Source organism: Streptomyces brevispora, from assembly GCF_007829885.1.
Lineage (GTDB): Bacteria > Actinomycetota > Actinomycetes > Streptomycetales > Streptomycetaceae > Streptomyces > Streptomyces brevispora.
This window is the reverse complement of sequence record NZ_VIWW01000001.1, coordinates 6,052,323-6,077,901: the sequence shown is the minus strand read 5'-3', so window position 1 is coordinate 6,077,901 and position 25,579 is coordinate 6,052,323. Positions and strand designations below refer to the sequence as shown.

Below are 25,579 nucleotides of genomic sequence, written 5' to 3'. Positions count from 1 at the left end.
ACCACACGCAACCCACCCGCCCGGGGATCAGCAAGCGGTGTCGGCTCGACCATTTGTCAGGCGATATTTCGCGTGTTCGTCGAGCAGGAGCGGGATCAGCTTCCGGGCGGACTGCGCCAGCGGTACGTACACACCGTCACGGTCACGCCGGGAGGTGACGCCGTGCAGGGCGAGTTCGTCCCAGACCCGGGCGAACTGGGCTGCCGTCAGCCGGTATCCGCAGGGCGGGTGCGCGAGGGTCGCGCCGGGCCCCGCCGGCTCGTTGTCGGCCCCTGCGAGGCGGATCGGGCCCCGGTCGGTGAACCCCTGTGCCCGGGAGCGGGCGGTGGCGGCGCCGATCTCACCGCGGCGCTCCTCGACGTAGGCGAACAGACCTTTGAGTCCGGCCAGTTGGGATTGCACCCGGCGTCGGTTGTTGCGTGCGGGGTCGGCCCGCTCGGCGTCGGTGAGCGGGTCCGCGCGGGACTCGACGAGCAGGGCCACCGCATGCTTGATGCCTGCCGCGTTGCGCAGGATGCGCTCCTGTCCGTCGCCCGCGGTCCGCTTGACCGGTCGGCCGGTGACGGGGTCGGTCCAGAGGCCGTAGAGCCCGCTGTCGTATCCGGCTTCCCGGGCGGCCCGGCGCACCTGGTGCTCGGCCAGGAGCTTCGATTCGTCGTGCACCCGGTCGTGGACATTGGGATTGCGGGGCCACAGGACGGTCAGGTCCTTGTCGTAGTACGGCGGGGTCGCGCCGTACTCGTGCAGGTCGTAGATCACCTCGGGCCGATGGTCCCGGACGGCCGCCGCGATGGCGCGGCCCTCGGCGGTCCGCAGCGCGATGTGGTCGCGGTTGATGTCCATGCCGTCGGAGTTGCCCCGGGTGCCGGCAGCGTGACCGTCGGGGTTGGCGGTGGGAATGACGAGGATCTCGGTACGGGCGAGAAAGTCACGGGTCGCCCGGTCCTTGGCGTATCCGAGGTCACGGATCGCCGTCAGACAGGCCTCGCGGGCGGCGGGTTCGTCACCGTGCTGACTGCACACGAGCAGCACGGTGAGCGCGGTGGGGTGCCGGCTGCCGATCCGGACGAGCCGCAGCGGGCGCCCCTGCTTCGTCGTACCGATGCGCTCCACGGAGACGCGGTCGCTGTGCCGGTCGACGGCCGCGAGCAGGGAGCGTTCCTCGGCCGGGCCGGTCCAGCGTGCCCCGCCGGCGGATTCGAATCCGGTACGCGGCTGGATCCGTGCGGCCTCGGCGGACACCGTGACCAGCACGACGGCCAGCGCGGTGGCGACGGCCGTCAGCACGAGGTTACGGACCCGGCGACGGCCGGCCCGCCGGTCGCCGCCCCTCGGCGCGGAGGCCGTCATCGGGAGCCGGCCAGCCCCCTGGCCGCGCGGACCACCGGCGGGGGCCGGGACGGGCGGTCTGTACGTCAGGCGGGCGCCCCGCACACGTGTCGGCATGGGCGGAAGGTACCCCGGCCGGCGCCCGCGCGACAGGTACCCGGATCACCGATTCGCGGTGGCCGCTAGGCTGGCGAGGTTCGTGCTGTGCGGCCGGGCCCCGGCCGATTCCGGCCCCCTCCCGCGCCTTTGAGGAGCGTCCCTTGCCGCGTCCGACCCCCGATGCCCCGCACGACGCACGCCCCACACTGGAAGCCGTGGCGGCCCGCGCCGGGGTGTCCCGGGCGACGGCCTCCCGGGTGGTCAACGGCGGTGCCGGGGTGCGGAAACCGCTCGTGGAGCAGGTCCGCAAGGCGGTCGAGGAGCTCGGCTACATACCGAACCACGCCGCCCGGACGCTGGTGACCCGGCGCAACGGGGCCGTCGCCGTGATCATCGACGAACCCGAGGTCCGGATCTTCTCCGACCCCTTCTTCTCCCAGCACATCCGGGGAATCAGCCGTGAACTCAATCTGTACGACTCCCAGTTGGTCCTGCTCCTGGTGGAGGGGAGCGGGGATTTCGACCGGGTCACCCGCTATCTGGCCGGTGGCCATGTGGACGGGGTGCTGGCCTTCTCGCTGCACACGGACGACGAACTGCCCGCGGTCATCCGCCGGTTCCGGGTTCCGACGGTCTACGGCGGGCGCCCCGGGCGGCCGGACACCGCCTCCGAGCTCGCGGTCCCCTATGTCGACTGCGACAACCGCGGCGGCGCCCGCGAGGCCGTGCGCCATCTGGTCTCGCTCGGCCGCCGGCACATCGCGCACATCGCGGGCCCGCGCGACCAGACCTCGGCGCTCGACCGGATCGACGGCTACTTCGACGTACTGCCCGACGGCGATCCCGCGCTGGTCGCGGACGGCGACTTCACCGCGGAGGGCGGCGCCCGCGCCATGGCCGGACTGCTGGAGAGACGGCCGGACCTGGACGCCGTCTTCGCCGCCAACGACCTGATGGCCTCGGGCGCCCTGCGGGTGCTGCGCGAGCGCGGCCGTCGGGTGCCGCAGGATGTGGCCCTGGTCGGCTTCGACGACATGGACTCGGTGGCCGAGGCGACCGACCCGCCGCTGACGACGGTCCGTCAGGATGTGGTGGGCATGGGCAGGTTGATGGTCAGGATCCTGATGGAGCGGCTGAACGACGCGACCGCCGAACCGTCTTCGGTGATCACCCCGACGGAGCTCATCCACCGCGCTTCGGCATGACGCGCGCACCGGCGTGAGCCCGGTGCCCCTCATCGGCCCGACCGGCACTCGGCGGCAGGGCGTCGACCCGACGCCGCCGCCACCCGGTGGGCTGCCCGCGGCCTGCCTGTGGCCCCCTGCCCGCGGTTTCCCTGGCCGCAGGCAACAGCAACGGCTCGATCGGCACCGGCGGTGTTGACGCGACTGATGCAACAAGTCGATAATATTTGTAACATTGATTCTCTGTTCGAAGTGTCCGTCAGATCTTCTTCAGGACACGGGAGTTGGACCGCAGAAGCCGCGCGCACCACCCGACAGGAGGGCGCACCATGGGCCGCTACAGCCGACTTCGCGAGATACGCCGGATGGACCCCGTCCGCGACTGCGCCGAGATCCTCCGGCTGATCTCGCAGTACGAGTTCCCCTGGGACTACCGGCAGGGTGTGAGCATCGCGTTCCTCCGGGACTACGGGGTCCCCCGCATCTCCGTACTCCTGGACCGTACGCAGGAGTTCGAGCGGTCCGGCCAGAAGCGCTACGACGACACGGTGCTGATCGGGTACGAGATGGCCGCCGACGGCTTCGACTCGGAGCGCGGGCGTGCGGCGGCCCGTCATCTCAACCGGATCCACGGCAAGTACCGGATCCCCAACGAGGACTTCCTGTATGTCCTGGCGACCACGGTCGTCGGCCCGAAGCGCTGGATCGACCGGTTCGGCTGGCGACCCCTGTGCCCGGTGGAGACCGAGGCTCTGACCGAGGTGGGCCGGAAAATGGCGGCGATGATGGACATCGAGGGCGCGCCGGACACCTACGAGGGATTCGAGCGGCTGCTGGACTCCTACGAGGAGCGGATGTTCGCGTACGACCCGGCGAACCGGCGGGTGGCCAACGCCACGTTCCGGATCATGGCGAGCTGGTACCCGCGCCCGCTGCGTCCGGTGATCGCGCGGTTCTCGCTCGCACTGCTGGACGAACCGCTGCTGCGGGCCCTGGGGTTCCGGGCGCAGCCCCGCTGGGTCCGGTCGGCCGCCGCGGGTACGCTGCGGACCCGCTCGCGGTGTGTGCGCCTGCTGCCGGCCCGGCCCCGGTGGCTGCCCTCACGACCGCAGCCGCGTTCCTACCCGTTCGGCTGGCGGCTCGACGACCTGGGCCCGCACTGGGCGGGCAGCCGGCCCCTGGAGCCGCTTCCCGACGAGCGCCGGGCCTCACCATGCGGGGCGCCGCTGAACGGGCGTGCGGGTCAGCACACGTAGGGCCCGTCCGCGAAGTCCCGTCCTAGGCAACGGCGATCAGCGGCACCAGGTAGCGGCGGGCGAAGGCCCGCAGCTGCTCGTCGTCGTCGAGTTCGAAGCAGCTGACGGGGTTGAGGAGGAAGGAGACCGTGATCCGCACCATGAGCTCGGCGACGGGTGTCGGATCGGCCTCCGGCCGTCCCTCCGCACGCCTGGCCTCGCGCAGCCGGCCGGCCACGTAGCCGCGCATGGCGACGAGAGCCGGCCCGCTCTCCACGGTCAGGAACGGGAGCATGATCTCCGGCTCCAGCCTCAACAGGCCGCCGACCAAAGGGTGTTCGCGGATATGGCCGAGGACGGCCACGAACCCCTCGACGATCCGGTCCTCGGTGGTGGGCAGTGCGGCGACGGCCTGATCCACCTCGACGACGAAGCGCCGGTACTCACGCAACAGGCAGGCGGACACCAGGCTGTCCTTGTTGCCGATCCGTCGGTAGACGGTCACGCGCGAGACCCTGGCCCGTTTGGCGACGTCGTCGACGGTGGAACGGCGCAGCCCGAAGGTCATGAACTGCTCACGCGCGGCGTCGAGAATCTGCTCGCTCAGCGCATCAGAGGGCGGCGTCCGGCCGAGCGCCCGGGCCAGCAGCGTTTCGTCCGTACTCCGTGCGGCCATGGGCCCTCCCCGTTCTCCGCCGGTTCCGGTCCACCCTAGCGGCGCCGCAACAAAGAGACCGTGTCCGTCTCTCTGTGACCTCGCCCCCGCGAGGGGAAGGGTGTGATGGTCAGTCGTGGTCGTACACCGTGATGCCGATCCCCTGGATCGACAGCCGTTGTTCCAGGAGTGGTTCGATCCGTGACCACGTGCCGCCGGCCAGTCCGCAGCCGATGCGCGGCATGTGCACCGAGGCCTCCAGCTCGTGTCGTCTGCCATCGGGATGTCAGCGGAGTCTGCCACTGGATGTCAGTGGTTCTGCCATGAGGTGTGTCAGTAGGTGCTGACGTCGTCGGCGTCGGTGAGGCGGAGTCCGTACCGGACGTCGTCGGCCAGGACGGCGGTGCCGTCGTCGACGCGGACCAGGAGCCCGGCGTCGAGCAGGCCCACGACGGTGGCCGCGGTCGGCTCCTCGGGGTCGGTGGAGACGGAGCCCTCGTACGACGCTTGGAAGAGCACGGCCGCGTCCTGGCTGCTCAGGACGTCGCGCTGGAGGGGCCGGTAGTCCGCATCGCTCGGGTGGCGCCACGGCTCGGTGTGGTTGGCGGGGTGGACCCAGTTGCGGGAGGCGGCCGCCGTTGCGGCGGGAGCGGCCGAGGCTTTCGATCGAGTTGCAGGTCCGAGTCGGGTTGCGTCGCGAAGCTCGGCGGTGACCCGCGGGGCGCCGTAAGTCCCGTCGGACTCGGCGTGGATGGCGGTGATCCGCTCGGCGAGGTCGGCATCCGCCCTGACCCGCCCGGCCCGCGCGTCCGCGCCGGCGATCCACCGGTAGAACCCGGACCGCGAGACGGCCAGGATCCGGCACAGCCGCTTGACGCCGAAGGCGCCACGATGATCGTCAACGAACTGGAAGCGGCTGCTCACCAGCTGGTCTCCGCCGCAAAATACTTCGCGGCCCTCCGCAGGATCTCCCGCTCGAGCTCGAGTTCCTTCACTCGCGCCCGCAGCTGCCGGTTCTCCTTCTCCATCGCGCTGGCCTCGCCGGCGCCGGGCCGGGCGGCCTGCTCGGCATCCCGCACCCAGGTGCGGAGCGTCTCGTGGTTGACGCCCAGGTCCTTGGCCACCGACGCGTACGTCCCACCCGGGCTGGCGTGGTACAGCGCGACGGCATCAGCCCGGAACTCAGGCGAGGCACTCTCTACAACCACATCCCCGACCTCAAGGAACTACGGGCCTCCCGCACCCCCAACGAGCTCGGAGAGCCGCATCGGTGATTCCATGCCTTCCTGGCGGACCTGATCGGCGCCAGCCCAGGACACGACGAGGGCGGCGTGGGGTTGAGCGGCCGAGGTCAGCTTCTGCAGCCAACCTCTCCCAAATGAACGTTGCTAAGAGTTCTGCGACAGGTTCCAGAGTGCTGCCGCCGAGGTGTACTGGCAGGGCGCCCGGTTCAGTTGGGGAGTGCGAGGCGGAAGGTGGTGTGTCCCGGTCTGCTGGTGAGGGTCGCGGTTCCGCCGTGGGCGGTGATGACGGCGTGGACGATGGCGAGGCCCAGTCCGGTGCTTCCGGTGCTGCGGGAGCGGGCGTGGTCGGCGCGGACGAAGCGGCCGAAGACCTCGGGCTGGAGCTCTCGGGGGATGCCGGGGCCGTTGTCGCTCACCTCCACCGTGACGCCAATCTGATCGATGGCGAGGGTGACGGTCACGTCGGTGCCGGGCGGAGTGTGGGTGCGGGCGTTGGCGAGGAGGTTGCCGACGGCCTGCTGGAGGCGGTGTGCGTCGCCGGTGATGGTGACGGGTTCTTCGGGGAGGTCTAGGAGCCAGTGGTGGTCGGGGCCCGCGGCACGTGCGTCGTCCGTCGCGTTCAGGATCAGCAGGGTCAGGTCCACCGGCTCCTGTTCGAGGGGGCGCCCGGCGTCGAGGCGGGCGAGGAGCAGCAGGTCGTCGACGAGACGGCTCATGCGCATCGACTCGCTGTCGATGCGTTCCAGGGCGTGGTGGACTGCGGCGGGTACGGGGCTCTCGTGGCGCAGGGCCAGTTCGGCGTGGCCGCGGATGTTGGCGACGGGGGTGCGCAGTTCGTGGCTGGCGTCGGCGGCGAAGTGGCGGAGGCGTTCCTCGCTGGCCTGGCGGCGGGTGAGGGCGTCCTCGACGTGTCCGAGCATGTGGTTGAGGGCGGTGCCGACCTGGCCGACTTCGGTGCGTGGGTCGGTGTCGGGGAGCGGTCCGGGCATGGCGATCTCACCACTGGCGAGGGGCAGGGCGGCCACCTCGGCCGCGTGGGCGGTGACGCGCTGGAGGGGGCGCAGGGAGATTCGTACCCACAGGGCTCCGGCGACGCCGGTGGCGAGCAGGGCGGCGCCGAAGACGATGGTTTCGACCGCTTCGAGGCGGTGGACGGTCTCTTCGACGGGGTGCAGGGGCAAGCCGGTGATCAGGGTGTCCTGGTCGTCGCCCTGGACGGCTGTGACGCGGTACTTCCCCAGAGCGGAGAGGCGGATGCTGTGCCCGTTGCCGTCCACGGGGACGTCGGCCAGAGTGTGGCGGTCTCCGGCGGTGAGCTGAACGGGGCGGTCGCTCGACTCGTCGACCGCGGCGGCTTGCGTGACGGCGCCGTCGAGGAGGCGGGCGCCGAAGGTCGATTCGGCCTGGCCGCGGGTGTCGGGACGGTTGTCGGCGTCGGGTCGTGCTTCGTGTTCCAGGCTTTCGGCGAACCGGCCGCCGGAGGCGGCGAGCTGTTCGTCGAGTCGTCCCATGAGGAATCCGCGCAGGGCGAGGGCGGTGGTGATGCCGACGGCGAGGCAGGCGAGGGCGAGAAGGGTGACGAGTCCGGCGGTGAGCTGGCCGCGCAGGGTGCGGGGCCCAAGGCGTCTCACGAGGTTTCCGGCTTGAGGATGTAGCCGACACCGCGGACCGTGTGGATCATCGGGGTGCGTCCGGCGTCGATCTTCTTGCGAAGATAGCTGATGTAGAGCTCAACGATGTGGGCGCGCCCGCCGAAGTCGTAGGCCCAGACCCGGTCGAGGATCTGGTCCTTGGAGAGCACGCGGCGCGGGTTGCGCATGAGGAAACGCAGGAGTTCGAACTCGGTACGGGACAGCTCCACTGTGGTGCCGCCGCGTTTGACCTCTCTGGCTTCCTCGTCCATGGCGAGGTCTCCGACGGTGAGCCAGTTCGTGCCCGGCTCGGCGGTCATGCCGGCCCGTCGCAGGAGTCCGCGCAGCCGGGCCAGGACCTCTTCGAGGCTGTAGGGCTTGGTGACGTAGTCGTCGCCGCCCGCGGTGATTCCCGCGATGCGGTCTTCGACCGCGTCGCGGGCGGTGAGGAACAGTACGCACACGCCGGGAGACTCGCGGCGCAGGGCGCGCAGGACCTGCATGCCGTCCAGGTCGGGGAGCATCCAGTCCAGGACCACCGCGTCGGGCCGGAACGCGCGGGCTGTCGCGAGTGCGGTCGCGCCGTCGGCGGCGGTGCGCACCTGCCAGCCCTCTGCGGTCATGACTCCGGACAGGACGTCGGTGACGTCGGGTTCGTCGTCGACGACCAGGACCCGTACGGGCTGTCCGTCGGGGCGGTGCAGAAGTGATGTCGCAGAAGGCTCTTCCATGGTTCCTCCAGCTTCCCCCGGCGCAGGCCGTGTCAGAGGGAGCCGAGTCTCTGAGTTTCCTCTGAATCGGTGCCGGGACGGGCCTCAGGCGCGGTTTCAGAGGGTTCACAGAGGTTGGGCTGTGAGGCTGGCCGCCCATCACCGGAGCACGTCCCATCCGGAGGAGCCCCGTGACCACCACGTTCACGACCACCACGTACGCGAGCCGCGGGATGCGCCACCGGCGCCCCCGCCGCAGCGTCGTCCCGTTCCTGGCGCCACTGCTGATCTGGGCGGGCGCCGCAGGGGTGCTGGCCCTGTGGTGGTCCGACACCACCTCGGTGGTCGGCCCGGCCGCCTGGCTGACCGGCGCGGGGCGCATCACCGGTCTGCTCGCCGGTTACGCCTGCGCGGTGCTGCTGGCGCTGATGGCCCGTGTGCCGCTCCTTGACCACACCGTCGGCACCGACCGGCTGGCACGCTGGCACGCCTGGGGCGGCCGCTGCACCGTTTCCCTGGCGCTCGCCCACACTCTGCTGATCATCTGGGGCTACTCACTGACCTCGCACACGGGCCTGGTGAGCCAGACGGGCACGCTCGTGTTCCACTACCCCGATCTCCTCAAAGGCACGGTCGGGTTCCTGCTGTTCCTGGCCACCGGAATCCTCTCGGCCCGGGCGGCCCGGCGCAGGATGAGCTACGAGACCTGGCACTACCTGCACTTCGCCACCTACCTGGCGGTCTTCCTCACGTTCGGCCACCAGCTGTCCAATGGGGCGGACTTCGTTGGCAACCGCACCGCGCAGGTGGCCTGGTACACCCTGTTCATCACTGTCGCGGCGCTGGTCGCCTGGTACCGGTTCGCCGTCCCAGTACGGCGCGGACTGCGCCACCGCCTGCGCGTGGCCGCGATCCACCCCGAGGCGCCGGGCGTGGTCTCCGTCCACCTCACCGGCGCGCACCTGGAGGAACTGGGCGGTGCGCCGGGGCAGTTCCTGCGCTGGCGCTTCCTGGCCCGCGGACTGTGGTGGACCGCGAACCCCTACTCCCTCTCCGCCCCCGCGCACACCGGCCACCTGCGCATCACCGTGAAGACCGCCGGCGGCCACAGCGCCGCACTCGCGCGTCTGCGTCCCGGTACCCGGGTCTGGGCCGAGGGCCCCTACGGCTCCTTCACCGCCAACCGCCGCACCGCCCCGCGGGTCCTGCTCCTGGCCGGCGGCGTCGGCATCACTCCCCTGCGCGCCCTGTTCGAGAGCCTGCCGGGCGAGGTGACTCTCGTCTACCGCGCCCGCCGAGCCGTCGACCTGGCCCTGCGCGGTGAACTCGACGCGATAGCCGCCCGCCGCAGGTCCACCGTGCACTACGTCCTCGACGAACCCGGCGCCTACTCCTCCCCGCTCACCGCACAGGGACTGAGCAGCCTGGTGCCGGACCTGGCCGCGCACGACGTCTTCCTCTGCGGTCCGCCAGGCATGGCACAGGCCGCGATCACCGCCCTGCGCGAAGCCGGCGTCCCGGCACGGCGCATCCACCACGAGTCGTTCGCGTTCTGAGGAGAACCGTCATGCGCCGTGCCGTCCTCGCCACCACCGGGATCAGCGCCCTGATCGTCGCGCTGCTCGCCCTCAAACCCCACCAACTCCCCGCACTGGCCGGAGTCACGCCCCGCTCCCCGACGACCTCGCAGACCCCCGCGAGCGCCTCGCCGGGCGCATCCCCCGGGACAGGCACGTTCACCGGGGACCCCATCGACACCCAGTACGGAACCGTGCAGGTCGCCGCCACCCTCGACAACGGAAAAATCACCGCGATCAAGGTCCTCCAGGCCCCGGACCAGAACGGCCGCGACCAGGAAATCGCCTCCTACTCCCTGCCCCGCCTCACCCAGGAGGCACTCGGCGCGCAGAGCGCGCACATCGACGCCGTCTCCGGCGCCAGCTACACCAGCCAGGGCTACATCCAGTCCCTCCAGAGCGCACTGGACCAAGCCCATGCCTGACACCGCACGCGGGCTGCGCCACGTCGAGCACGTCATGGGCACCGTCTTCTCCTTCGACATCCGCGACGAGCCCACCACCGCCATCCACCAAGCCCTCGCCGAAGCGCTGCGCCACCTCCACCGGGTCGATGCCATCTTCTCCACCTACCGCCCCGACAGCCACATCAGCCGCCTCGACCGGGGAGAGATCCGCCTCCAGGACTGCCCACCCGAAGTCCACGAAGTCCTCTCGCTCTGCGCCCGGGCCGCCCACGACAGCGACGGCTGGTTCAGCAACGTCCCCGCAGGCAGCCTCGACCCCTCCGGCCTCGTCAAGGGCTGGGCCACCGAAGCCGTATCCCAACTCCTCTACGAGGCCGGCGCCCACCACACCTGCGTCAACGGCGGCGGCGACCTCCAACTCCGCGGCCAGGCAGCCCCAGGAACCCCATGGCGCATCGGCATCACCCACCCCCTGCGACCCGGCGAGCTGGCCACCGCCATCACCGCCCCGCACGACCTGGCCATCGCCACCTCCGGCACCGCCGAACGCGGCAGCCACATCCTCAACCCCCACCTCGGCACGCCCGCCACCACGTTCGCCTCCCTCACCCTCATCGGCGCCCGCCTCACGATGACCGACACCTACGCCACCGCAGCGTTCGCCAGAGGCAGCGGCGCTCGGAACTGGATTGAGGCACTGGACGGCTACGAAGCCTTGGCCGTCCTGCCCGACGGCAAGGAATGGCGCACCTCAGGATTCAGCCGCTATGGGGCATGAGGCGCGACACAGACTCGTCCCCGCACGCAGGGAGCGGGCACCTCCCCATGCAGGCGGCGGCCTTGGTACCGAAGCCGCCGCAGCAGCCCGGCTTGTCCCTTGTCCACGTTGAACACCATCCCCCGAAGGAGCCCCCCTGTGGGTCTCGACCTGATCAACGGCATTCCCGCGCACGTCCTGTTCGTGCACGTCGTCGTGATCCTGGTACCCCTCACCGCCCTCGCCCTGATCCTGTGCGCCGCCCTCCCCACCGTCATGCGCCGTTTCGGGCTCGCACTGCCAGCCCTCGCCCTGGTGTCCCTGATCAGCGTGCCGCTGACGACCAACGCCGGCGAGTGGCTAGAACGGCACGTGGACCGCAATCCTCTGGTGCGTAAACACGCCGAACTCGGGGACGAACTGCTCCCCTGGGTCATTGGGCTCTTCCTCGTGTCGGCGGCGGTGTGGTGGTTCTACCGCCGCGACGCCCGCAGCACCCCCAAGGCGGGAGCATCCACCAGCACAGTAGGCACGCCGATGCGCATCGCCGCTACGGTGCTGGCCCTCGCCGTCGGAGTCGGTGCGGGCGTACAGGTCTACCGAATCGGCGACTCCGGTGCCAAGGCAACCTGGCACGATGCCTACTCCGCCACCGCCCACCCCAAGCGCGGCTGACAAGCACCTGCCGCGACGCGTCCCAAGCCCAGGTCCGCGCCCGGTGACAACCCACGCAGCATCGGCCCTTCTTCCCGCCACGCAGCGAGCACGGCAAGCGGAGGGGCCGGGCCCGATGTCACAGCCCGTCCCATCCGGCAGGAGAGCCAGCAGCGGATCAGCGACCTCCCCACCGAACTCCAGCCCCACTGACACTTCCCGTGGCAGAACGACTGACCTTGCCTGCCGTGGCAGACGACAGCTCGGCTGCCCGGCCGGCCACTCGCCCAGTGCCGTATCGATGGCGTCGTAGCGCACCGGCACGCCCTTGCTGCCGGTGCGCATCCCCCGCCGGCCCACCATGTTCGCCACCCAGATGTACGGACTCACCTGTACGAACTGAACGGCGCCGAGGCCGGAGTCGTTGGCCGCCCGTTCGCGGTGCCAGGTGCGGTACCGGGCCTCCGGCTCGGGCCAGCGGCGCGAGAGTGCGAGGCCGAAGCCCTTGCCCCAGCCGCCCAGGTCGTTGCAGACATGGGCGATCAGCTTGACGCCCTTGCCCTGCGGGGCGGTGGCGTCCCCCCGCACGTAAACGATCTTCGTCATCGCACCAGCGTACGAGCGGGTACTGACACCGATACTCGTGAGTGGGTTGCGGTGGCCGTGGCTCGGGCGCCGGGCGACGTCCTGCTGGGCTGTCCTGCTTTCGCCTTCGGCCGGACCGGGCGGGCCCGCACCCGGGGTGGACTGCGCCTCGTCGCTGCCGGACACTTTCACAACAATGGTGAGACAGCAATACTGTTGAACCTGATTGACGCACGCGCCCGGCAGTTCAGCCGCGGGGTCGGACACGAGGAGCAGACATGGCGACCGGAACCGAGGAGCCGACGCTCACCGTCGACGAGTTGGCGGCGCGCGCCGGGGTGACCGTGCGCACGGTGCGCTTCTACAGCACCCGGGGGCTGCTGCCGCCGCCGGTGATCGGGCCGCGCCGGGTGGGGCACTACGGGAACGGCCATCTCTCCCGGCTCGCACTGATCGAGGAACTTCAGCACCAGGGCATGACGCTCGCCGCGATCGAACGCTATCTGGAGCAGCTGCCGCCCGATCTGAGCGCGCAGGATCTGGCGATCCACCGGGCGCTGGTGGCTGCCTGGGCACCGGACTCGGCGCAGGACGCGACCCGGGCGGAGCTGGAACGCCGCGCGGGGCGGACGCTGGCGGAGGAGGACATCGACCGGCTGGCCGCGATGGGTGTGCTGGAACGGGCCGATCCGGGCGACGGCGTCTACCGGGTGGATCCGGGGCTGCTGCGGCTCGGTGTGGAGCTGCTCGACGTGCCGATCGCGCACGAGACGATTCTGGCCGCCCGGACGGTCCTGCTCGAGCACACCCGCTCGGCCGCCCAAGAGCTGACCCGGCTGTTCCGGGACGAGGTGTGGAACCCGTACCGGGAGCGGGAGGCGGATCCGGAGCACGTCAGGGCGATGAAGTCACTGTCGGCGCATATGCAGCCGATGGTGCTCCAGGCACTGGTGACCGCCTTCCAGCGGTCGCTGAAGGAGGAGCTGCGGGCCGCGTTCACCGCTGAGTGAGCGGCGTCGCGGGCCGCACCCGCCTCTGCTCGGAGGTGAGTACGGCCCGCGGCGCCCGGCGTCAGTCGTGGAAGGTCTCGCCCTGTTCCGCCTTCGACACGAGGAGCGCGGGCGGCAGGAAGCGGTCGCCGTACCGCTCGGCGAGTTCCCGGGCACGGGCCACGAAGCCGGGCAGGCCGCCCTCGTAGCCGTTGATGTACTGGAGCACGCCGCCGGTCCACGGCGGGAAGCCGATGCCCATGATGGAGCCGATGTTGGCGTCGGCGACGGTGATCAGCACGTTCTCCTCCAGGCACCGGACACTGTCCAGGGCCTCGGAGAAGAGCATCCGCTCCTGCATGTCGGTGAACGAGACGTCCGGCCTCGTGCTGTGACCGCCCGGGGGACGACCCCCGGAGTCCCCGAAATGCTCGCGCAGACCGGGCCACAGGCGGGTGCGCCTGCCGTTCTCGTCGTACTCGTAGAAGCCCGCGCCGCCTCTGCGTCCGGGGCGTCCGAACTCGTCGACCATCCGGTCGATGACCGAGTCCGCCGGGTGGCCGGCCCAGTTGCCGCCCGCCTCCTCGACGGCCCGCCTGGTCTCGTCGCGGATCTTACGGGGCAGGGTGAGTGTCAGTTCGTCCATCAGGGAGAGCACCTTGGCCGGGTATCCGGCCTGGGCGGCAGCCTGCTCGACAGAGGCGGGCTCGATGCCCTCGCCGACCATCGCGACGCCCTCGTTGATGAACTGGCCGATGACGCGCGAGGTGAAGAAGCCGCGCGAGTCGTTGACGACGATCGGCGTCTTCTTGATCCGGCGGACCAGGTCGAAGGCGCGGGCCAGGGCCTCGTCACCGGTCTTCTCGCCCTTGATGATCTCGACGAGCGGCATCTTGTCGACGGGCGAGAAGAAGTGCAGCCCGATGAAGTCGGCGGGGCGCGAGACCCCTGCGGCCAGGGCCGTGATGGGCAGGGTGGAGGTGTTGGAGCAGAGCAGCGCGTCGGGCTCGACGATGTCCTGGATCTCCTGGAACACCTTGTGCTTGAGCGCGGAGTCCTCGAAGACGGCCTCGATGACGGCGTCGCAGCCGGCGAGGTCCGCAGGGTCGCCGGTCGGGGTGATGCGGGCGAGCAGCTCGTCGCGCTTCGCCTCGGTCGTACGGCCCCGGGAGAGCGCCTTGTCGAGCAGCTTCGCGCTGTAGGCCTTGCCCTTGGCGGCGGCCTCCGCGGAGATGTCCTTGAGGACGACCTCGATACCGGCGCGGGCGCAGGAGTAGGCGATGCCCGCGCCCATCATCCCGGCGCCGAGGACGGCTACCTTGCGTACGCGGCGCTCCTCGATGCCCTTGGGGCGGCTGGCGCCGGAGTTGACGGCCTGGAGGTCGAAGAAGAACGCCTGGATCATGTTCTTCGAGACCTGGCCGGTGACCAGCTCGGTGAAGTAGCGGGCCTCGATGGTGAGCGCGGTCTCGAAGTCGACCTGCGAGCCCTCGACGGCGGCGGCCAGGATGTTGCGCGGCGCGGGCATGGGTGCACCGGCGAGCTGCTTCTTCAGGTTGGCCGGGAAGGCCGGCAGGTTGGCGGCGAACTTGGGGTTCGACGGGGTTCCGCCGGGGATCCGGTAGCCCTTGACGTCCCAGGGCTGCTGCGACTCGGGGTTGGCGTCGATGAAGGCGCGGGCCCGGTCGAGCATCTCCTCGCGGGTGGCGGCGACCTCGTGGACCAGACCGTTCTCCAGGGCGCGCCGCGGGGTGTACTGGGTGCCCTGGAGCAGCACCTTCAGCAGCGCGTCGGCGATGCCCATGAGCCGTACGGTGCGGGTGACGCCACCGCCCGCGGGCAGCAGGCCGAGGGTGACCTCGGGCAGGCCGATCCGGGAGCCGGGCGCGTCGAGGGCGACGCGGTGGTGGGAGGCGAGGGCGATCTCGTAACCCCCGCCGAGGGCGGCCCCGTTGATGGCGGCGACGACGGGCTTGCCGAGGGTCTCGATGCGGCGCAGCGAGCGCTTGATCGCGGTGCCGGTGTCGAAGGCGGCCTGCGCGTTCTCGGGGCCGGCCTTGATCATGTCCTTGAGGTCTCCGCCGGCGAAGAAGGTCTTCTTGGCGGAGGTGTAGATGATGCCGCGGATGGAGTCCTTCTCGGCCTCGGCGCGGTCGGCGACGGCCGCGATCGAGTCCATGAAGGCCTGGTTCATCGTGTTGGCGGACTGGTTGGGGTCGTCGAGTACGAGGGTGACGACGCCGGTCTTGTCCTGTTCCCAGCGGATGGTCATGCTCTCGGTCATTGCTCTTCTTCTCCGTTAGCAGGGATGGCCGGGGACGGTCAGAGACGCTCGATGACGGTGGCGACGCCCATGCCGCCGCCGACGCAGAGGGTGGCGAGGCCGTAGCGCTTGTCCTGTCGCTCCAGCTCGTCGATGAGCGTGCCGAGGATCATCGCGCCGGTGGCGCCGAGCGGGTGGCCGAGCGCGATGGCGCCGCCGTTGACATTGATCTTGTCGAGGGAGAGCCCCATGTCCCTGGCGAAGCGCAGGACGACGCCGGCGAAGGCCTCGTTGATCTCGACGAGGTCGATGTCGTCGATGGTCAGCCCGGCCTTGGCGAGCGCCTTGCGGGTGGCGGGTGCAGGGCCGGTGAGCATGATGGTGGGCTCGGAGCCGGAGACGGCGGCGGAGACGATCCGGGCGCGCGGCGTGAGACCGTACCGTTCCCCGATCTCCTTCGAGCCGATCGCGACCAGGGCCGCTCCGTCGACGATGCCGGAGGAGTTGCCGGCGTGGTGGACGTGGTCGATCTTCTCCACCCAGTGGTACTTCTGCAGTGCCACCGCGTCGAAGCCGCCCATCTCGCCGACCGCCGCGAACGACGGCTTGAGCGCGGCCAGGGAGTCGGCCGTGGTGCCGGGCCGCATGTGCTCGTCGTGGTCGAGGACGACGAGGCCGTTGCGGTCCTTGACGGGGACGACGGAGCGCGCGAAGCGGTTGTCCTTCCACGCCTCGGCGGCCCGCTCCTGCGACAGCGCGGCGAACTCGTCGACGTCGCGGCGCGAGAAGCCCTCGATCGTCGCGATGAGGTCGGCGCCGATGCCCTGCGGGGCGAAGCCCGTCTCGTAGTTGGTCATCGGGTCCATCGCCCAGGCGCCGCCGTCCGAGCCCATCGGCACCCGGGACATCGACTCGACGCCGCCCGCGAGGATGAGGTCCTCCCAGCCCGAACGGACCTTGGCGGCAGCCAGGTTGACGGCTTCCAGGCCCGAGGCACAGAAGCGGTTCTCCTGGACGCCCGCGACCGTGTCCGGGAGGCCGGCCGCGATGGCGGCGATGCGGGCGATGTCGGAGCCCTGGTCACCGAGCGGGCTGACCACGCCGAGGACGATGTCGTCGATGGCCGCGGGGTCCAGGCCCGGGAAGCGGCCGCGGAGCTCGTGGATCAGGCCGACGACGAGGTCGATCGGTTTGGTGCCGTGCAGGGCCCCATTGGCCTTGCCGCGGCCGCGCGGGGTGCGGATCGCGTCGTAGACGAACGCTTCGGTGCTCAAGACAGCTGCCTTTCGAGGGTGGTGGCACAACAGGGGGTGTGGCACAGCGAGGGAACGGCGGCCCACGGGATGGGCACAGCGGGCGGTATGGCACAGCGAGGGGTGGTGGCCCAGCAGGGGCCGGGCGAGCAGGGAGCGGGCGAGCGGGGGTCAGGCGAGCAGGGAGCGGCCGATGATCTCCTTCATGATCTCGGTCGTTCCGCCGTAGATGGTCTGTATGCGGCCGTCGGTGAACGCCTTGGCCACCCGGTACTCCGTCATATAGCCGTATCCGCCGTGGAGTTGGAGGCAGCGGTCGGCGACGCGCTTTTGCAGTTCGGTGGCCCACCACTTGGCCATCGAGGCGTGCACGGCGTCGAGCGTCCCCTCCGAGTGGTCGACGATGCACCGGTCGAGGAAGGCACGCGTGACGGCGCACTCGGTGGCCATCTCGGCGATCTCGAACCGGATGTGCTGGAGCTTGGAGAGCGGCCGCCCGAAGGCCTCGCGCTCCTTGACGTACTCGGTGGTGATCTCCAGCAGGTACTCGGCGGCGGCGATCCCGGCGACGGCGATGCCCATCCGCTCCTGAGCCAGGTTGGTCATCAGGTGGATGAAGGCGCCGTCCAGTTCGCCGAGGAGGTTCTCCTTGGGCACGCGGACGTCGTTGAAGAAGAGTTCGGCGGTGTCCTGGGACTTCTGGCCGATCTTGTCGAGGTTGCGGCCCCGCTCGAAGCCCTCCGCACCGCGCTCGACGACTATGAGCGAGAGCCCCTTCGCGCCGCCGTCGGGGGTGGTCTTCACCACGACGACGACCAGGTCGGCGAGGATGCCGTTCGAGATGAACGTCTTGGAGCCGTTGACCAGCCAGTGGTCGCCCTTGTCCTCGGCCGTGGTGCGAATGCCCTGGAGGTCGGAACCGGCACCGGGTTCGGTCATCGCGATGGCGGTGATGATCTCGCCGCTGCAGAAGCCGGGCAGCCAGCGCCGCTTCTGCTCGTCGGTGCCGAGACCGGTGAGGTAGGGGCCGATGATGTCGTTGTGCAGGCCGAGCGCGAGCCCCGGGGCGCCCGCCCGGGTGAACTCCTCGGCGAGGACGGCGCTGTAGCGGAAGTCGGCGTTGCCGCCGCCCCCGTACTCCTCGGGCACGGCGAGGCCGAGCAGCCCCTGCCGGCCGGCCGCGAGCCAGGCCTCGCGCGAGACGATGCCGTCCTTCTCCCACTGCTCGTAGTGCGGGAGGACCTCCTTGGCGAGGAAGGTGCGGACGGCCTCGCGGAACGCGTCGTGCTCTTCGGTGAAGATCTGCCGCTGCATCAGTCGGTGTCCTTCCGGGTGGTCCGCAGGCCCGGTACGTCCCAGTCGGCGGCGACGGCAGCGGTGTCCGCGCCCGGCTGCGCCGGGCCGCTGTGCACCGAGGCGGGCGTGGCCGAGAACCGGGGCGCGGGCGCGGGCTGGGTGAGTCCGCCGTGTTCGACGAAAGTGGCGCGGGCGGCGAGGTGCGGGTGGTGCGGGGCCTCGCGGAGCGAGAGGACGGGCGCCACGCAGGCGTCCGATCCGGTGAACACCTCGGTCCACTCGGCACGGGTCCGGGTGCGGAACCGGGCGGCGACGACCGCGCGCAGTTCGTCCCAGCGGGAGATGTCGCCCCGGTCGGGGGCCGTTTCCCCGATGCCGAGGAGCTCGGTGAACTCGGCGTAGAACCGCTGCTCCAGCGGGCCGACCGCCATGTACTGGCCGTCGGCGGTCTCGTACGAGCCGTAGAACGGGCAGCCGCCGTCCAGCAGGTTGGAGCCGCGCCGGTCCTGCCAGCCGCCGGCCGCCAGCATCCCGTGGATCATCATGGCGAGATGGGCGGTGCCGTCGACGATCGCCGCGTCCACGACCTGGCCGGAGCCGCCGGGGGTGCGAGCGTGCTGGAGGGCGGCGAGGACGCCGACGACGAGGTAGAGCGAGCCGCCCGCGTAGTCGCCGAGCAGGTTGGCCGGGACGGTGGGCGGCTCGTCCGGCTTCCCGATCATGGAGAGGGTGCCGGTGAGGGCGATGTAGGCGATGTCGTGCCCGGCCCGATCGGCGAGCGGCCCGTCCTGGCCCCAGCCGGTCATCCGCCCGTAGACGAGGAGTGGGTTACGGGCCAGACAGGCCTCGGGGCCGACCCCCAGGCGCTCGGCGACGCCCGGGCGGTACCCCTCGATCAGGATGTCGGCGCGCGTGGCGAGGTCCAGGACCGTGGCCGGGCCGTGCTCGGCCTTGAGGTCGACGAGGACAGAGCGCTTGTTGCGGTTGGTGAGGTCGCGGGCCGGGTCGATGCCGAGCCCGGCGCCGCCGGGCCGGTCGACCCGCACCACGTCGGCGCCCAGATCGGCCAGGAGCATCGCGGCGAACGGGCCGGGGCCGATGCCCGCCAGTTCCACCACCCGCACCCCGGCGAGCGGGCCTCGCGGGCCGTGCCCGCCGTTCCCTGTCGTTGCCATCGAGCCCCCAGCGGTATGACACAACCGATGTAACACCGATGATGCTAAGAACGTACCGTGCCCCGCACAACCCCTTGGGCCGAGCAAGCGCTTAGTTCCTTTCTCGTCGATCCTCCCCCACGAAGTCCTCCCGGCCGTACACCGCCACGACCGCCTCCGCTAACCTCTGCCTGCTACATCGGCGCCGGCCCGTGCGGAGGCACTTGTGAACAGGCAGAACGGGGCACAACGCCCTTATGACGTAGTCCTCTTCGGCGCCACCGGGTTCGTGGGAGCCCTCACGGCCGCGTATCTGGCGTCACACGCGCCGGACGGCTGCCGCTGGGCCCTGGCCGGCCGCAACCGCGCCAAACTGGAGCAGCTGCGCAATCACCTCACCGCCACCGATCCACGCTGCGCGGACCTCCCCCTGCTGCACGCCGACGCCGACGACGCCGGATCGCTGCGCGAACTCGCCGAATCCGCCCATGTGGTCGCCACGACGGTCGGCCCGTACGTCTGGTACGGGGAGCAGCTGGTCGCCGCCTGCGCCGAGGCCGGGACGGACTACGCGGACCTCTCCGGCGAGCCGGAGTTCGCCGACCGGATGTTTCTGGAGCACGACGCGCGGGCGCGCGAGACCGGTGCCCGGATCGTGCACGCATGCGGTTTCGACTCCGTACCGCACGATCTCGGGGTCTACTTCACGGTCCAGCAGCTGCCCGAGGACGTACCCCTGCGCATCGACGGCTTCGTCCGCAGCAATGCCGTCTTCTCGGGCGGTACGTTCGCCTCCGCGCTCACCGCGATGGGCCGCGGACCGCAGATGCTGCGCGCCGCGAAGGAGCGCCGGCTGCACGAGCCGCGCCTGGTCGGCCGCCGCGCCCGCGCCCCGCTCGGCGCACCGCACTTCAGTGCGGAGACCGGCACCTGGGCGCTTCCGCTGCCTACGCTGGACGCCCGGACAGTGGAGCGCTCGGCCCGCGCGCTGCCCCGCTACGGCCCCGACTTCCGCTACCGGCACTACGCCTCGGTCAAGCACCTGCCGGTGGCGCTGGGCGGCACGGCGGCGCTGGGTGCCCTGATCGGCGCGGCACAGCTGCCGGCCGCGCGGGCGTGGCTGATGGACCGGTACGAGCCCGGATCGGGCCCGGACGCGGAGCGGAGGCACCGCAGCTGGTTCACGGTCCGGTTCGTCGGCGAGGGCGGCGGCCGCCGGGTGTTCACCGAGGTGTCGGGCGGCGATCCGGGCTACGACGAGACGGCGAAGATGCTCGCGGAGTCCGCGCTGTGCCTGGCGCTGGACGAGCTGCCGACGGTGTCGGGGCAGGTGACCACGGCCGTCGCGATGGGCGATGCGCTGGGTGGACGGCTGCGCGCGGCCGGGCTGGGCTTCCGGGTGGCCGCGGTCCGCTGACGCGCCGCTCGGCCGTGTCCCGGGCCGTGCACCGGTCGCCTAGAGAATCCACGAGGCCAGGGTGTAGAGCATCGCCCCGGCCCAGACGAACGCCGCCGCACCCCCGATCAGCATGCCCGCGGCGGCGCGACGCTGGGCAGGGTGCAGAGGTGCGGTTCGGGCGGGTGTGCGAGGTGCGTTCATGTGTCCAGAGTGCCGATCATGATCGGCAGACGCTATCCGTACGGAGACTCAGACGTCCGGACGCCGGTGACCGCCCCCGCCCGCAGCGTCCTCAGGCGGTCGCCTCGCGCAGCGCCCGCCGGCAGAGCGCGTCCGCCCGTCGGGTGGTCTCGGGCTGACGGAAGTCACGGGCCAACAGCAGGGTGTGCGCACAGGCGTTGTCGAGGCCGGTGCGGTGGCCGACGGAGACGAACACCGGTTTGGTGCCGTCCTGGGTACGCAGCGCCCGGCCTACCTCCTCGTCCCCGTCGAGCAGCGGCGAGCAGTCACCGCGACGGGGGCCGGGCTGTTCGTACGAGAAGGTGAACGGGTTCTTCGCGACGCCGATGACCGGCAGCCCGGTGAGCACCCCCAGATGGCTGGCGAGCCCGAAGCGGCGCGGGTGCGCCCGCCCGTATCCGTCGCAGACGACGAGCCCCGGGTCGACCGGCAGGGACTCCAGCGCGGCCAGCACGGTGGGGATCTCGCGGAAGGCCAGGAGCCCGGGGACGTACGGGAAGGTGACCCGGCCGACGGCGGTGGACTCGGCCACCACGTCCAGGGTGGCCGCGTCGAGCACGACGGCCGCCGCCACGACGACATCGCGCTCGTCGTCGTAGGCGACGTCGACACCTGTCACCCGGCCGGTGCCGGGCGGCGGCCCCGGCTCGTCGAGCACCACCCGGGCGCGCAGGGAGTCCTGGACGGCGCGCGCCCCGGCCTCGTCGGACGGCATCTCAAGCGTTGTCATGGTGCCAACCAGCCTAAGGCTGTCCCGTCACCCCTGGCAGCTGTGACCATGCACCGTCAGAAACCGGTCAGCCGGGCCGCACGTCCCTGTTCACCGGCTGCCCAGCAGCCGCCGTCCGCGGTGCAGTCGACCGTGTCGTACGAGCCGGCGCCGACCGTCCGCCAGGTGCGCCCGCCGTCCGTGGTGAGGTCCGTGCCTGCCGGGCCGACGGCGAGCGCGGACGACCGGCTGTGCGGCAGCCATGCGACGCCCGAGCGGTAGGCGGCGGGTGCGGCGGCCGACCGGCGCCAGCTTCGGCCGCCGTCGTCGGTGACGGCCGAGGCGCGAGGCGATTCCTGGTCGGGGCGGTAGTCGCCGCCGACCGCGATGCCGTGGGTCCGGTCGCGGAACGCCAGTCCGAAGACCCCGCGGGCCGGGTCAGCGGCCGGGAGGGTCGTTTCGGCCGCCGTCCAGGTGAGCCCGCGGTCACCGGAGTGCAGGACGCGGGCGGTGGCCGCCCCGCCGGTCGCCAGCCAGACGTCTCCGGGCCCCGAGCTGACCAGGCACTGACCACTGGCCGCGAACCCCGCCTCACCGTCCTGGGCCGGGGGCATGCCCGTACCGGGCAGCACGTCCCAGCTGCGGCCGCCGTCCGCGGTGGACAGGATGCGGAACCGGCCGTCCACCGGGTCGCTCATGGCCAGCCCGTGCCGGCTGTCGAAGAAGGTGAGGCAGTCGTAGAAGGCGCGGGCGTCGCCGTTGCGGAACGACTCGGTCCAGGTCGCTCCCCCGTCGTCGGTGCGCAGCACCCGGGACGCCTCGCCCTCGCCGATGGACAGTGCCACCGCGCGCCTGGCGTCGAAGGCCTCGATGTCCCGGAACTCCAGCCCGGCCTCGGCCGCGCCGGGCGGGGAGACGTCGCGCCAGTGCCGGCCCCCGTCGGAGGTGCGCAGCACCGTGCCCTTCGTGCCGGCGAGCCACGCGGTGCGGCTGCTCACGGCGGCGAGGCCGCGGAAGCGGGCGTCGGTTCCGGTGGCGGTGGGCGTCCAGACTGGCCGGTCACCGGGCCGGTGCCGTTCCCCGGGTGCCGCGTGAGCCGCCGGTGCGGCCAGCGCGGCGGCCAGGGCCGCCCCGCACAGTCCCAGTGACATCAGTCGGCGCGTCGTCTTTCCCTTGGCCCTCATGGCGCTGGAAGCTAACCGAAGGACCGCGCGCCGTCCAGGGTGCGCCGACCGGACGCGGGCACATGATCAGGCAGTGGGGGACGGTGCGCGGTGACGCAGCTCACGTGTCCCCCGGGTGCACGGATGGGCGACTTCCGTCGTCTGTATCAGTGCCGGGAACCCGTTCATCCGGTCGCGAAAGGGAGCAGGTCTTGTCCATCGTTATCGAGCAGTCCGTTCAGGCCCGCATGGTGGCATCCGCGCCGCAGATGGAGACGCTTCCCGCTGTCCTGCAGTACGACCGCACCGATCCCTTCGCCATCCGGATGGCTTTCCCCGCACCCGCGACACTGGAGGGCACCGAGGTGTCCTGGGAGTTCTCCCGGGAACTGCTCACGGCGGGAATGGACAAACGGGCGGGTGTGGGTGACGTACGGATCAGGCCCTTCGGGTACGACCGTACGGTGCTGGAGTTCCACGCCCCCGAGGGCATCGCGATGGTGCACGTCCGCACGGCCGACCTGCGCCGATTCCTGCGGCGGACGCAGCAGTTGGTGCCCGTCGGTGCCGAGCACCGGTTCCTGGACCTGGACCGGAGTCTGACGGATCTGCTCGGCGGCTCCCGCTGACCCGGCCCCTGTGGGCGCGGCGCCGCGGGACCGGATCCCGTTAATTCGTTTGCCCCGCGCCGGGGCCCGGCGTAGCGTTCACCATGTCCTTGTCGTCGTCGATCGGAGTAGGACGTTGCTCGTCTGAGGTCTTGAGACACCGTGTTGCGCGCCGGTTCATGTCTTCACATGTCCGCGTGCCCGAGTGTGACCTCAGCTCTTCGAGCCGTCCTCCGTGACCAGGGCCTTCCTCCACACCCTCCGGAATCCTTCCGTGGAATGCCAGTGACCGGTGTCTCATCCCGTTGCCCCTGACCTTCCTCGCAACCGGGAGATTCCGTTTTGTCAGCTCCACTCACACACATCACCTGCTCGTCCCTCTCCTTCGCCTGGCCCGACGGCAGCGAGGTGTTCGACGACTTCCATCTCACGGTGGGGCCCGGCCGTACGGGTCTCATCGGTGTCAACGGCGCCGGCAAGTCCACCCTGCTGCGGCTGATCGCCGGTGACCTCACCCCTGCCGGGGGCCATGTCAAGGCCGCGGGCGAGATCGGCTACCTGCCGCAGAACCTGGTCCTGGACACCGCGCTGCGGGTCGACGCGGCCCTGGGTATCGCCGCGACCCGTGAGGCGCTGCACGCCATCGAGGCGGGCGACGTCACCGAGGAGCGGTTCGCGGCCGTCGGCGACGACTGGGATGTGGAGGAGCGGGCCCGCGCCACGCTCGACCAGCTCGGTCTCGGGCACCTCGGGCTCGACCGCACCATCGGCGAGATGTCCGGCGGGGAGTGCGTGCTGCTGCGGCTGGCCGCGCTGCTGCTGGCCCGGCCGGACGTGCTGCTGCTCGACGAGCCGACGAACAACCTGGACCTGTACGCACGTGAGCGGCTGTACTCCGCGGTCGACGCGTGGAACGGGGTCCTGGTCGTCGTCAGTCACGACCGGGAACTCCTGGAGCGCGTCGACCAGATCGCCGATCTGCGGGGCTGCGAGGTCACCTGGTACGGGGGGAACCTCTCGGCGTACGAGGAGGCGCTCGCCGTGGAGCAGGAGGCGGCCGAGCGCATGGTGCGGGTCGCGGAGGCGGATGTGCACCGGCAGAAGCGCGAACTCGCCGAGGCACAGGTCAAGCTGGCCCGGCGCAAGCGCTACGGACAGAGGATGAGCGACGAGAAGCGCGAACCGAAGATCGTCATGGGCGCCCGCAAACGCGCCGCGCAGGAGTCGGCGGGCAAGCACCGCATCATGCACGCCGACAGGCTGGCCGAGGCGAAGGAGCGCCTGGACGACGCCGTGGAAGCGGTGCGCGTCGACGACGAGATCCGGGTCGAGCTCCCGCACACCAAGGTCCATCCGGGCCGCGGTGTACTGGTGCTGCGCGATCTGGAACTGGCTTACGGGGCAAGGGTCCGGGGCTCGTTCGAGGTGCGCGGTCCGGAGCGCATCGCGCTGGTGGGACGGAACGGAGCGGGCAAGACCACGCTGCTGCGGACGCTGGTCGGTGAGCTGGAACCGGTGTCCGGCGAGGCGGCGGTACAGCTCCCGACCCGGTTTCTGCCGCAGCGGCTGGACGTGCTCGACGACGGGCTGAGCGTGGTGCAGAACGTGGCACGGTTCGCACCGGCTACCACGGACAACGCGATCAGGGCGAGGCTGGCCCGATTTCTGTTCAAGGGGGCACGGGCGGACCGGCCCGCGGGCACCCTGTCGGGCGGGGAGCGGTTCCGTGCGGCTCTGGCCGCACTGCTGCTGTCCGAACCGGCGCCTCAGCTGCTCATGCTGGACGAACCGACGAACAATCTGGATCTGGCGAGCGTGCGCCGGCTGACGGCGGCACTGGATTCGTACGAGGGAGCGCTCATCGTGGCGAGCCATGACGTGCCGTTCCTGGAATCACTCGGAATCACGCGCTGGCTGCTGCTCGACGGCGAACTCCGGGACACCACGGCCGAGGAGGTGCGCGCGGGGATGTGAGCTGCGGGACGGGGGAACTACAGGGGAAGCGCACGTGGGCGGCGGCGTGGGGGCTGTGGGTGCAGTAATGCCCACGTCTTGGAGCCACCGGATGCCGTCAGCGGGGGGCGAGCCCCCAGTCCCCGCCCTGCGCGTCGACCGCGGCGGCCGGCAGCCACACGTCGGCGCTGCGGCGCTCCCCGGCTGCCGAGCCCCGACCTGATGGCCCGGCTCTCGGCCGAGCCCCCTGTGCGCGTGCGCTCCGAGTACGCCGACTGTTCGGAGCCCACCGCCGCCGGGGGCCGGGCCCGGCTTTTCCTCCTTCCGAGCGCCTTCCCCACACTCGACCTGACATTCCACATATGCGCCTGACCTGCATATATGGCATTGCGTAACCGATCATTACCCAGACGAGGTTGGCTCCGGCCTTACCGCCGTTTTAACCTACGGTCTCGTAACCTACGAAGCCGTAGGTAATTCTCCCG

At 71.0% G+C, this 25,579-nt stretch carries 21 protein-coding genes and 3 pseudogenes; 10 read left to right on the top strand and 14 right to left on the bottom strand.

All coding sequences use genetic code 11. The features are described from left to right. Positions 1-27: 27 nt before the first annotated feature. The gene (locus FHX80_RS27945; protein WP_145766726.1) at positions 28-1,350 is read right to left on the bottom strand and encodes a M14 family metallopeptidase; all 1,323 of its coding nucleotides are present in this window, start codon (positions 1,348-1,350) and stop codon (positions 28-30) included. Positions 1,351-1,589: 239 nt separating this feature from the next. On the opposite strand from FHX80_RS27945, the gene FHX80_RS27940 reads away from it, so the two are divergent. Beyond that, positions 1,590-2,633 carry a LacI family DNA-binding transcriptional regulator gene (locus tag FHX80_RS27940; protein WP_145767538.1) on the top strand — a complete coding sequence of 348 codons (1,044 nt, stop codon included), beginning with the start codon at positions 1,590-1,592 and terminating at the stop codon, positions 2,631-2,633. A 308-nt stretch (positions 2,634-2,941) separates the two neighbouring features. Next, positions 2,942-3,868 (top strand): oxygenase MpaB family protein, encoded by a 927-nt coding sequence (locus tag FHX80_RS27935; protein ID WP_145766725.1) that lies wholly within the window; start codon positions 2,942-2,944, stop codon positions 3,866-3,868. A 22-nt stretch (positions 3,869-3,890) separates the two neighbouring features. Here FHX80_RS27935 and FHX80_RS27930 read toward each other — a convergent pair whose 3' ends face one another. The 5 genes and pseudogenes from FHX80_RS27930 to FHX80_RS27905 all read right to left on the bottom strand — a co-directional run bounded on the left by FHX80_RS27930 (position 3,891) and on the right by FHX80_RS27905 (position 8,108). Beyond that, on the bottom strand, positions 3,891-4,523 hold the full coding sequence (locus tag FHX80_RS27930) for a TetR/AcrR family transcriptional regulator (protein ID WP_145766724.1): 633 nt from the start codon (positions 4,521-4,523) through the stop codon (positions 3,891-3,893). Positions 4,524-4,632: 109 nt separating this feature from the next. Beyond that, positions 4,633-4,776 (bottom strand): annotated as a pseudogene (locus FHX80_RS27925) (Appr-1-p processing protein); the annotation flags it as partial. Positions 4,777-5,192: 416 nt separating this feature from the next. After that, a pseudogene (locus FHX80_RS36055) lies at positions 5,193-5,710 on the bottom strand (transposase); the annotation flags it as partial. 242 nt (positions 5,711-5,952) lie between these two features. Beyond that, the gene (locus FHX80_RS27910; protein ID WP_145766721.1) at positions 5,953-7,377 is read right to left on the bottom strand and encodes a HAMP domain-containing sensor histidine kinase; all 1,425 of its coding nucleotides are present in this window, start codon (positions 7,375-7,377) and stop codon (positions 5,953-5,955) included. Further along, positions 7,374-8,108, bottom strand: a complete 735-nt coding sequence (locus FHX80_RS27905; RefSeq protein ID WP_145766720.1) for a response regulator transcription factor — start codon at positions 8,106-8,108, stop codon at positions 7,374-7,376. The genes FHX80_RS27910 and FHX80_RS27905 overlap by 4 nt, the downstream gene beginning before the upstream one ends. A gap of 170 nt (positions 8,109-8,278) precedes the next feature. On the opposite strand from FHX80_RS27905, the gene FHX80_RS27900 reads away from it, so the two are divergent. The 4 genes from FHX80_RS27900 to FHX80_RS27885 all read left to right on the top strand — a co-directional run bounded on the left by FHX80_RS27900 (position 8,279) and on the right by FHX80_RS27885 (position 11,503). Next, positions 8,279-9,643, top strand: coding sequence for a ferredoxin reductase family protein (locus tag FHX80_RS27900; RefSeq protein ID WP_145766719.1), 1,365 nt, complete (start codon positions 8,279-8,281; stop codon positions 9,641-9,643). 11 nt (positions 9,644-9,654) lie between these two features. Then, positions 9,655-10,089: an FMN-binding protein gene (locus FHX80_RS27895; protein ID WP_145766718.1), complete on the top strand. Its 435-nt coding sequence runs from the start codon at positions 9,655-9,657 to the stop codon at positions 10,087-10,089. Continuing rightward, positions 10,082-10,849, top strand: a complete 768-nt coding sequence (locus FHX80_RS27890) for an FAD:protein FMN transferase (RefSeq protein ID WP_145766717.1) — start codon at positions 10,082-10,084, stop codon at positions 10,847-10,849. The genes FHX80_RS27895 and FHX80_RS27890 overlap by 8 nt, the downstream gene beginning before the upstream one ends. Positions 10,850-10,987: 138 nt before the next feature. Next, the gene (locus tag FHX80_RS27885; RefSeq protein WP_145766716.1) at positions 10,988-11,503 is read left to right on the top strand and encodes a DUF2231 domain-containing protein; all 516 of its coding nucleotides are present in this window, start codon (positions 10,988-10,990) and stop codon (positions 11,501-11,503) included. A gap of 157 nt (positions 11,504-11,660) precedes the next feature. Here the strand turns inward: FHX80_RS27885 and FHX80_RS36050 are convergent. After that, positions 11,661-12,088, bottom strand: a pseudogene (locus tag FHX80_RS36050) (macro domain-containing protein). 257 nt (positions 12,089-12,345) lie between these two features. Here FHX80_RS36050 and FHX80_RS27875 point away from each other — a divergent pair. After that, positions 12,346-13,077, top strand: coding sequence for a MerR family transcriptional regulator (locus FHX80_RS27875; RefSeq protein ID WP_145766715.1), 732 nt, complete (start codon positions 12,346-12,348; stop codon positions 13,075-13,077). Positions 13,078-13,138: 61 nt separating this feature from the next. Here FHX80_RS27875 and FHX80_RS27870 read toward each other — a convergent pair whose 3' ends face one another. From FHX80_RS27870 to FHX80_RS27855, 4 genes are all read right to left on the bottom strand, one after another. Continuing rightward, positions 13,139-15,340 carry a 3-hydroxyacyl-CoA dehydrogenase NAD-binding domain-containing protein gene (locus tag FHX80_RS27870; RefSeq protein ID WP_145766714.1) on the bottom strand — a complete coding sequence of 734 codons (2,202 nt, stop codon included), beginning with the start codon at positions 15,338-15,340 and terminating at the stop codon, positions 13,139-13,141. A gap of 38 nt (positions 15,341-15,378) precedes the next feature. Further along, entirely contained in the window at positions 15,379-16,593 is a 1,215-nt protein-coding gene (locus tag FHX80_RS27865) for an acetyl-CoA C-acetyltransferase (protein WP_145766713.1), read from the bottom strand. A 150-nt stretch (positions 16,594-16,743) separates the two neighbouring features. Continuing rightward, positions 16,744-17,886, bottom strand: a complete 1,143-nt coding sequence (locus FHX80_RS27860) for an acyl-CoA dehydrogenase family protein (RefSeq protein ID WP_145766712.1) — start codon at positions 17,884-17,886, stop codon at positions 16,744-16,746. Next, positions 17,886-19,043, bottom strand: coding sequence for a CaiB/BaiF CoA transferase family protein (locus tag FHX80_RS27855; RefSeq protein WP_145766711.1), 1,158 nt, complete (start codon positions 19,041-19,043; stop codon positions 17,886-17,888). Before FHX80_RS27855 ends, FHX80_RS27860 begins: the two co-directional genes overlap by 1 nt. A 205-nt stretch (positions 19,044-19,248) precedes the next feature. On the opposite strand from FHX80_RS27855, the gene FHX80_RS27850 reads away from it, so the two are divergent. Beyond that, the gene (locus FHX80_RS27850; protein WP_145766710.1) at positions 19,249-20,439 is read left to right on the top strand and encodes a saccharopine dehydrogenase family protein; all 1,191 of its coding nucleotides are present in this window, start codon (positions 19,249-19,251) and stop codon (positions 20,437-20,439) included. 39 nt (positions 20,440-20,478) lie between these two features. Here the strand turns inward: FHX80_RS27850 and mmpA are convergent, their stop codons facing one another. From mmpA to FHX80_RS27840, 3 genes are all read right to left on the bottom strand, one after another. Next, positions 20,479-20,622: a morphogenic membrane protein MmpA gene (mmpA, locus tag FHX80_RS34870; protein WP_167523672.1), complete on the bottom strand. Its 144-nt coding sequence runs from the start codon at positions 20,620-20,622 to the stop codon at positions 20,479-20,481. 91 nt (positions 20,623-20,713) lie between these two features. Then, complete coding sequence (locus FHX80_RS27845) at positions 20,714-21,391, bottom strand: endonuclease V (RefSeq protein ID WP_145766709.1); 678 nt, start codon at positions 21,389-21,391, stop codon at positions 20,714-20,716. Between the two features lie 56 nt (positions 21,392-21,447). After that, a complete protein-coding gene (locus FHX80_RS27840) occupies positions 21,448-22,554 on the bottom strand; it encodes a WD40/YVTN/BNR-like repeat-containing protein (RefSeq protein WP_244318478.1) in 1,107 nt (368 codons plus the stop codon). 191 nt (positions 22,555-22,745) lie between these two features. On the opposite strand from FHX80_RS27840, the gene ssgD reads away from it, so the two are divergent. After that, on the top strand, positions 22,746-23,162 hold the full coding sequence (ssgD, locus tag FHX80_RS27835; protein WP_145766708.1) for a spore wall synthesis regulator SsgD: 417 nt from the start codon (positions 22,746-22,748) through the stop codon (positions 23,160-23,162). A gap of 321 nt (positions 23,163-23,483) precedes the next feature. Then, positions 23,484-25,115, top strand: coding sequence for an ABC-F family ATP-binding cassette domain-containing protein (locus tag FHX80_RS27830; protein WP_208764737.1), 1,632 nt, complete (start codon positions 23,484-23,486; stop codon positions 25,113-25,115). Positions 25,116-25,579 lie beyond the last annotated feature (464 nt).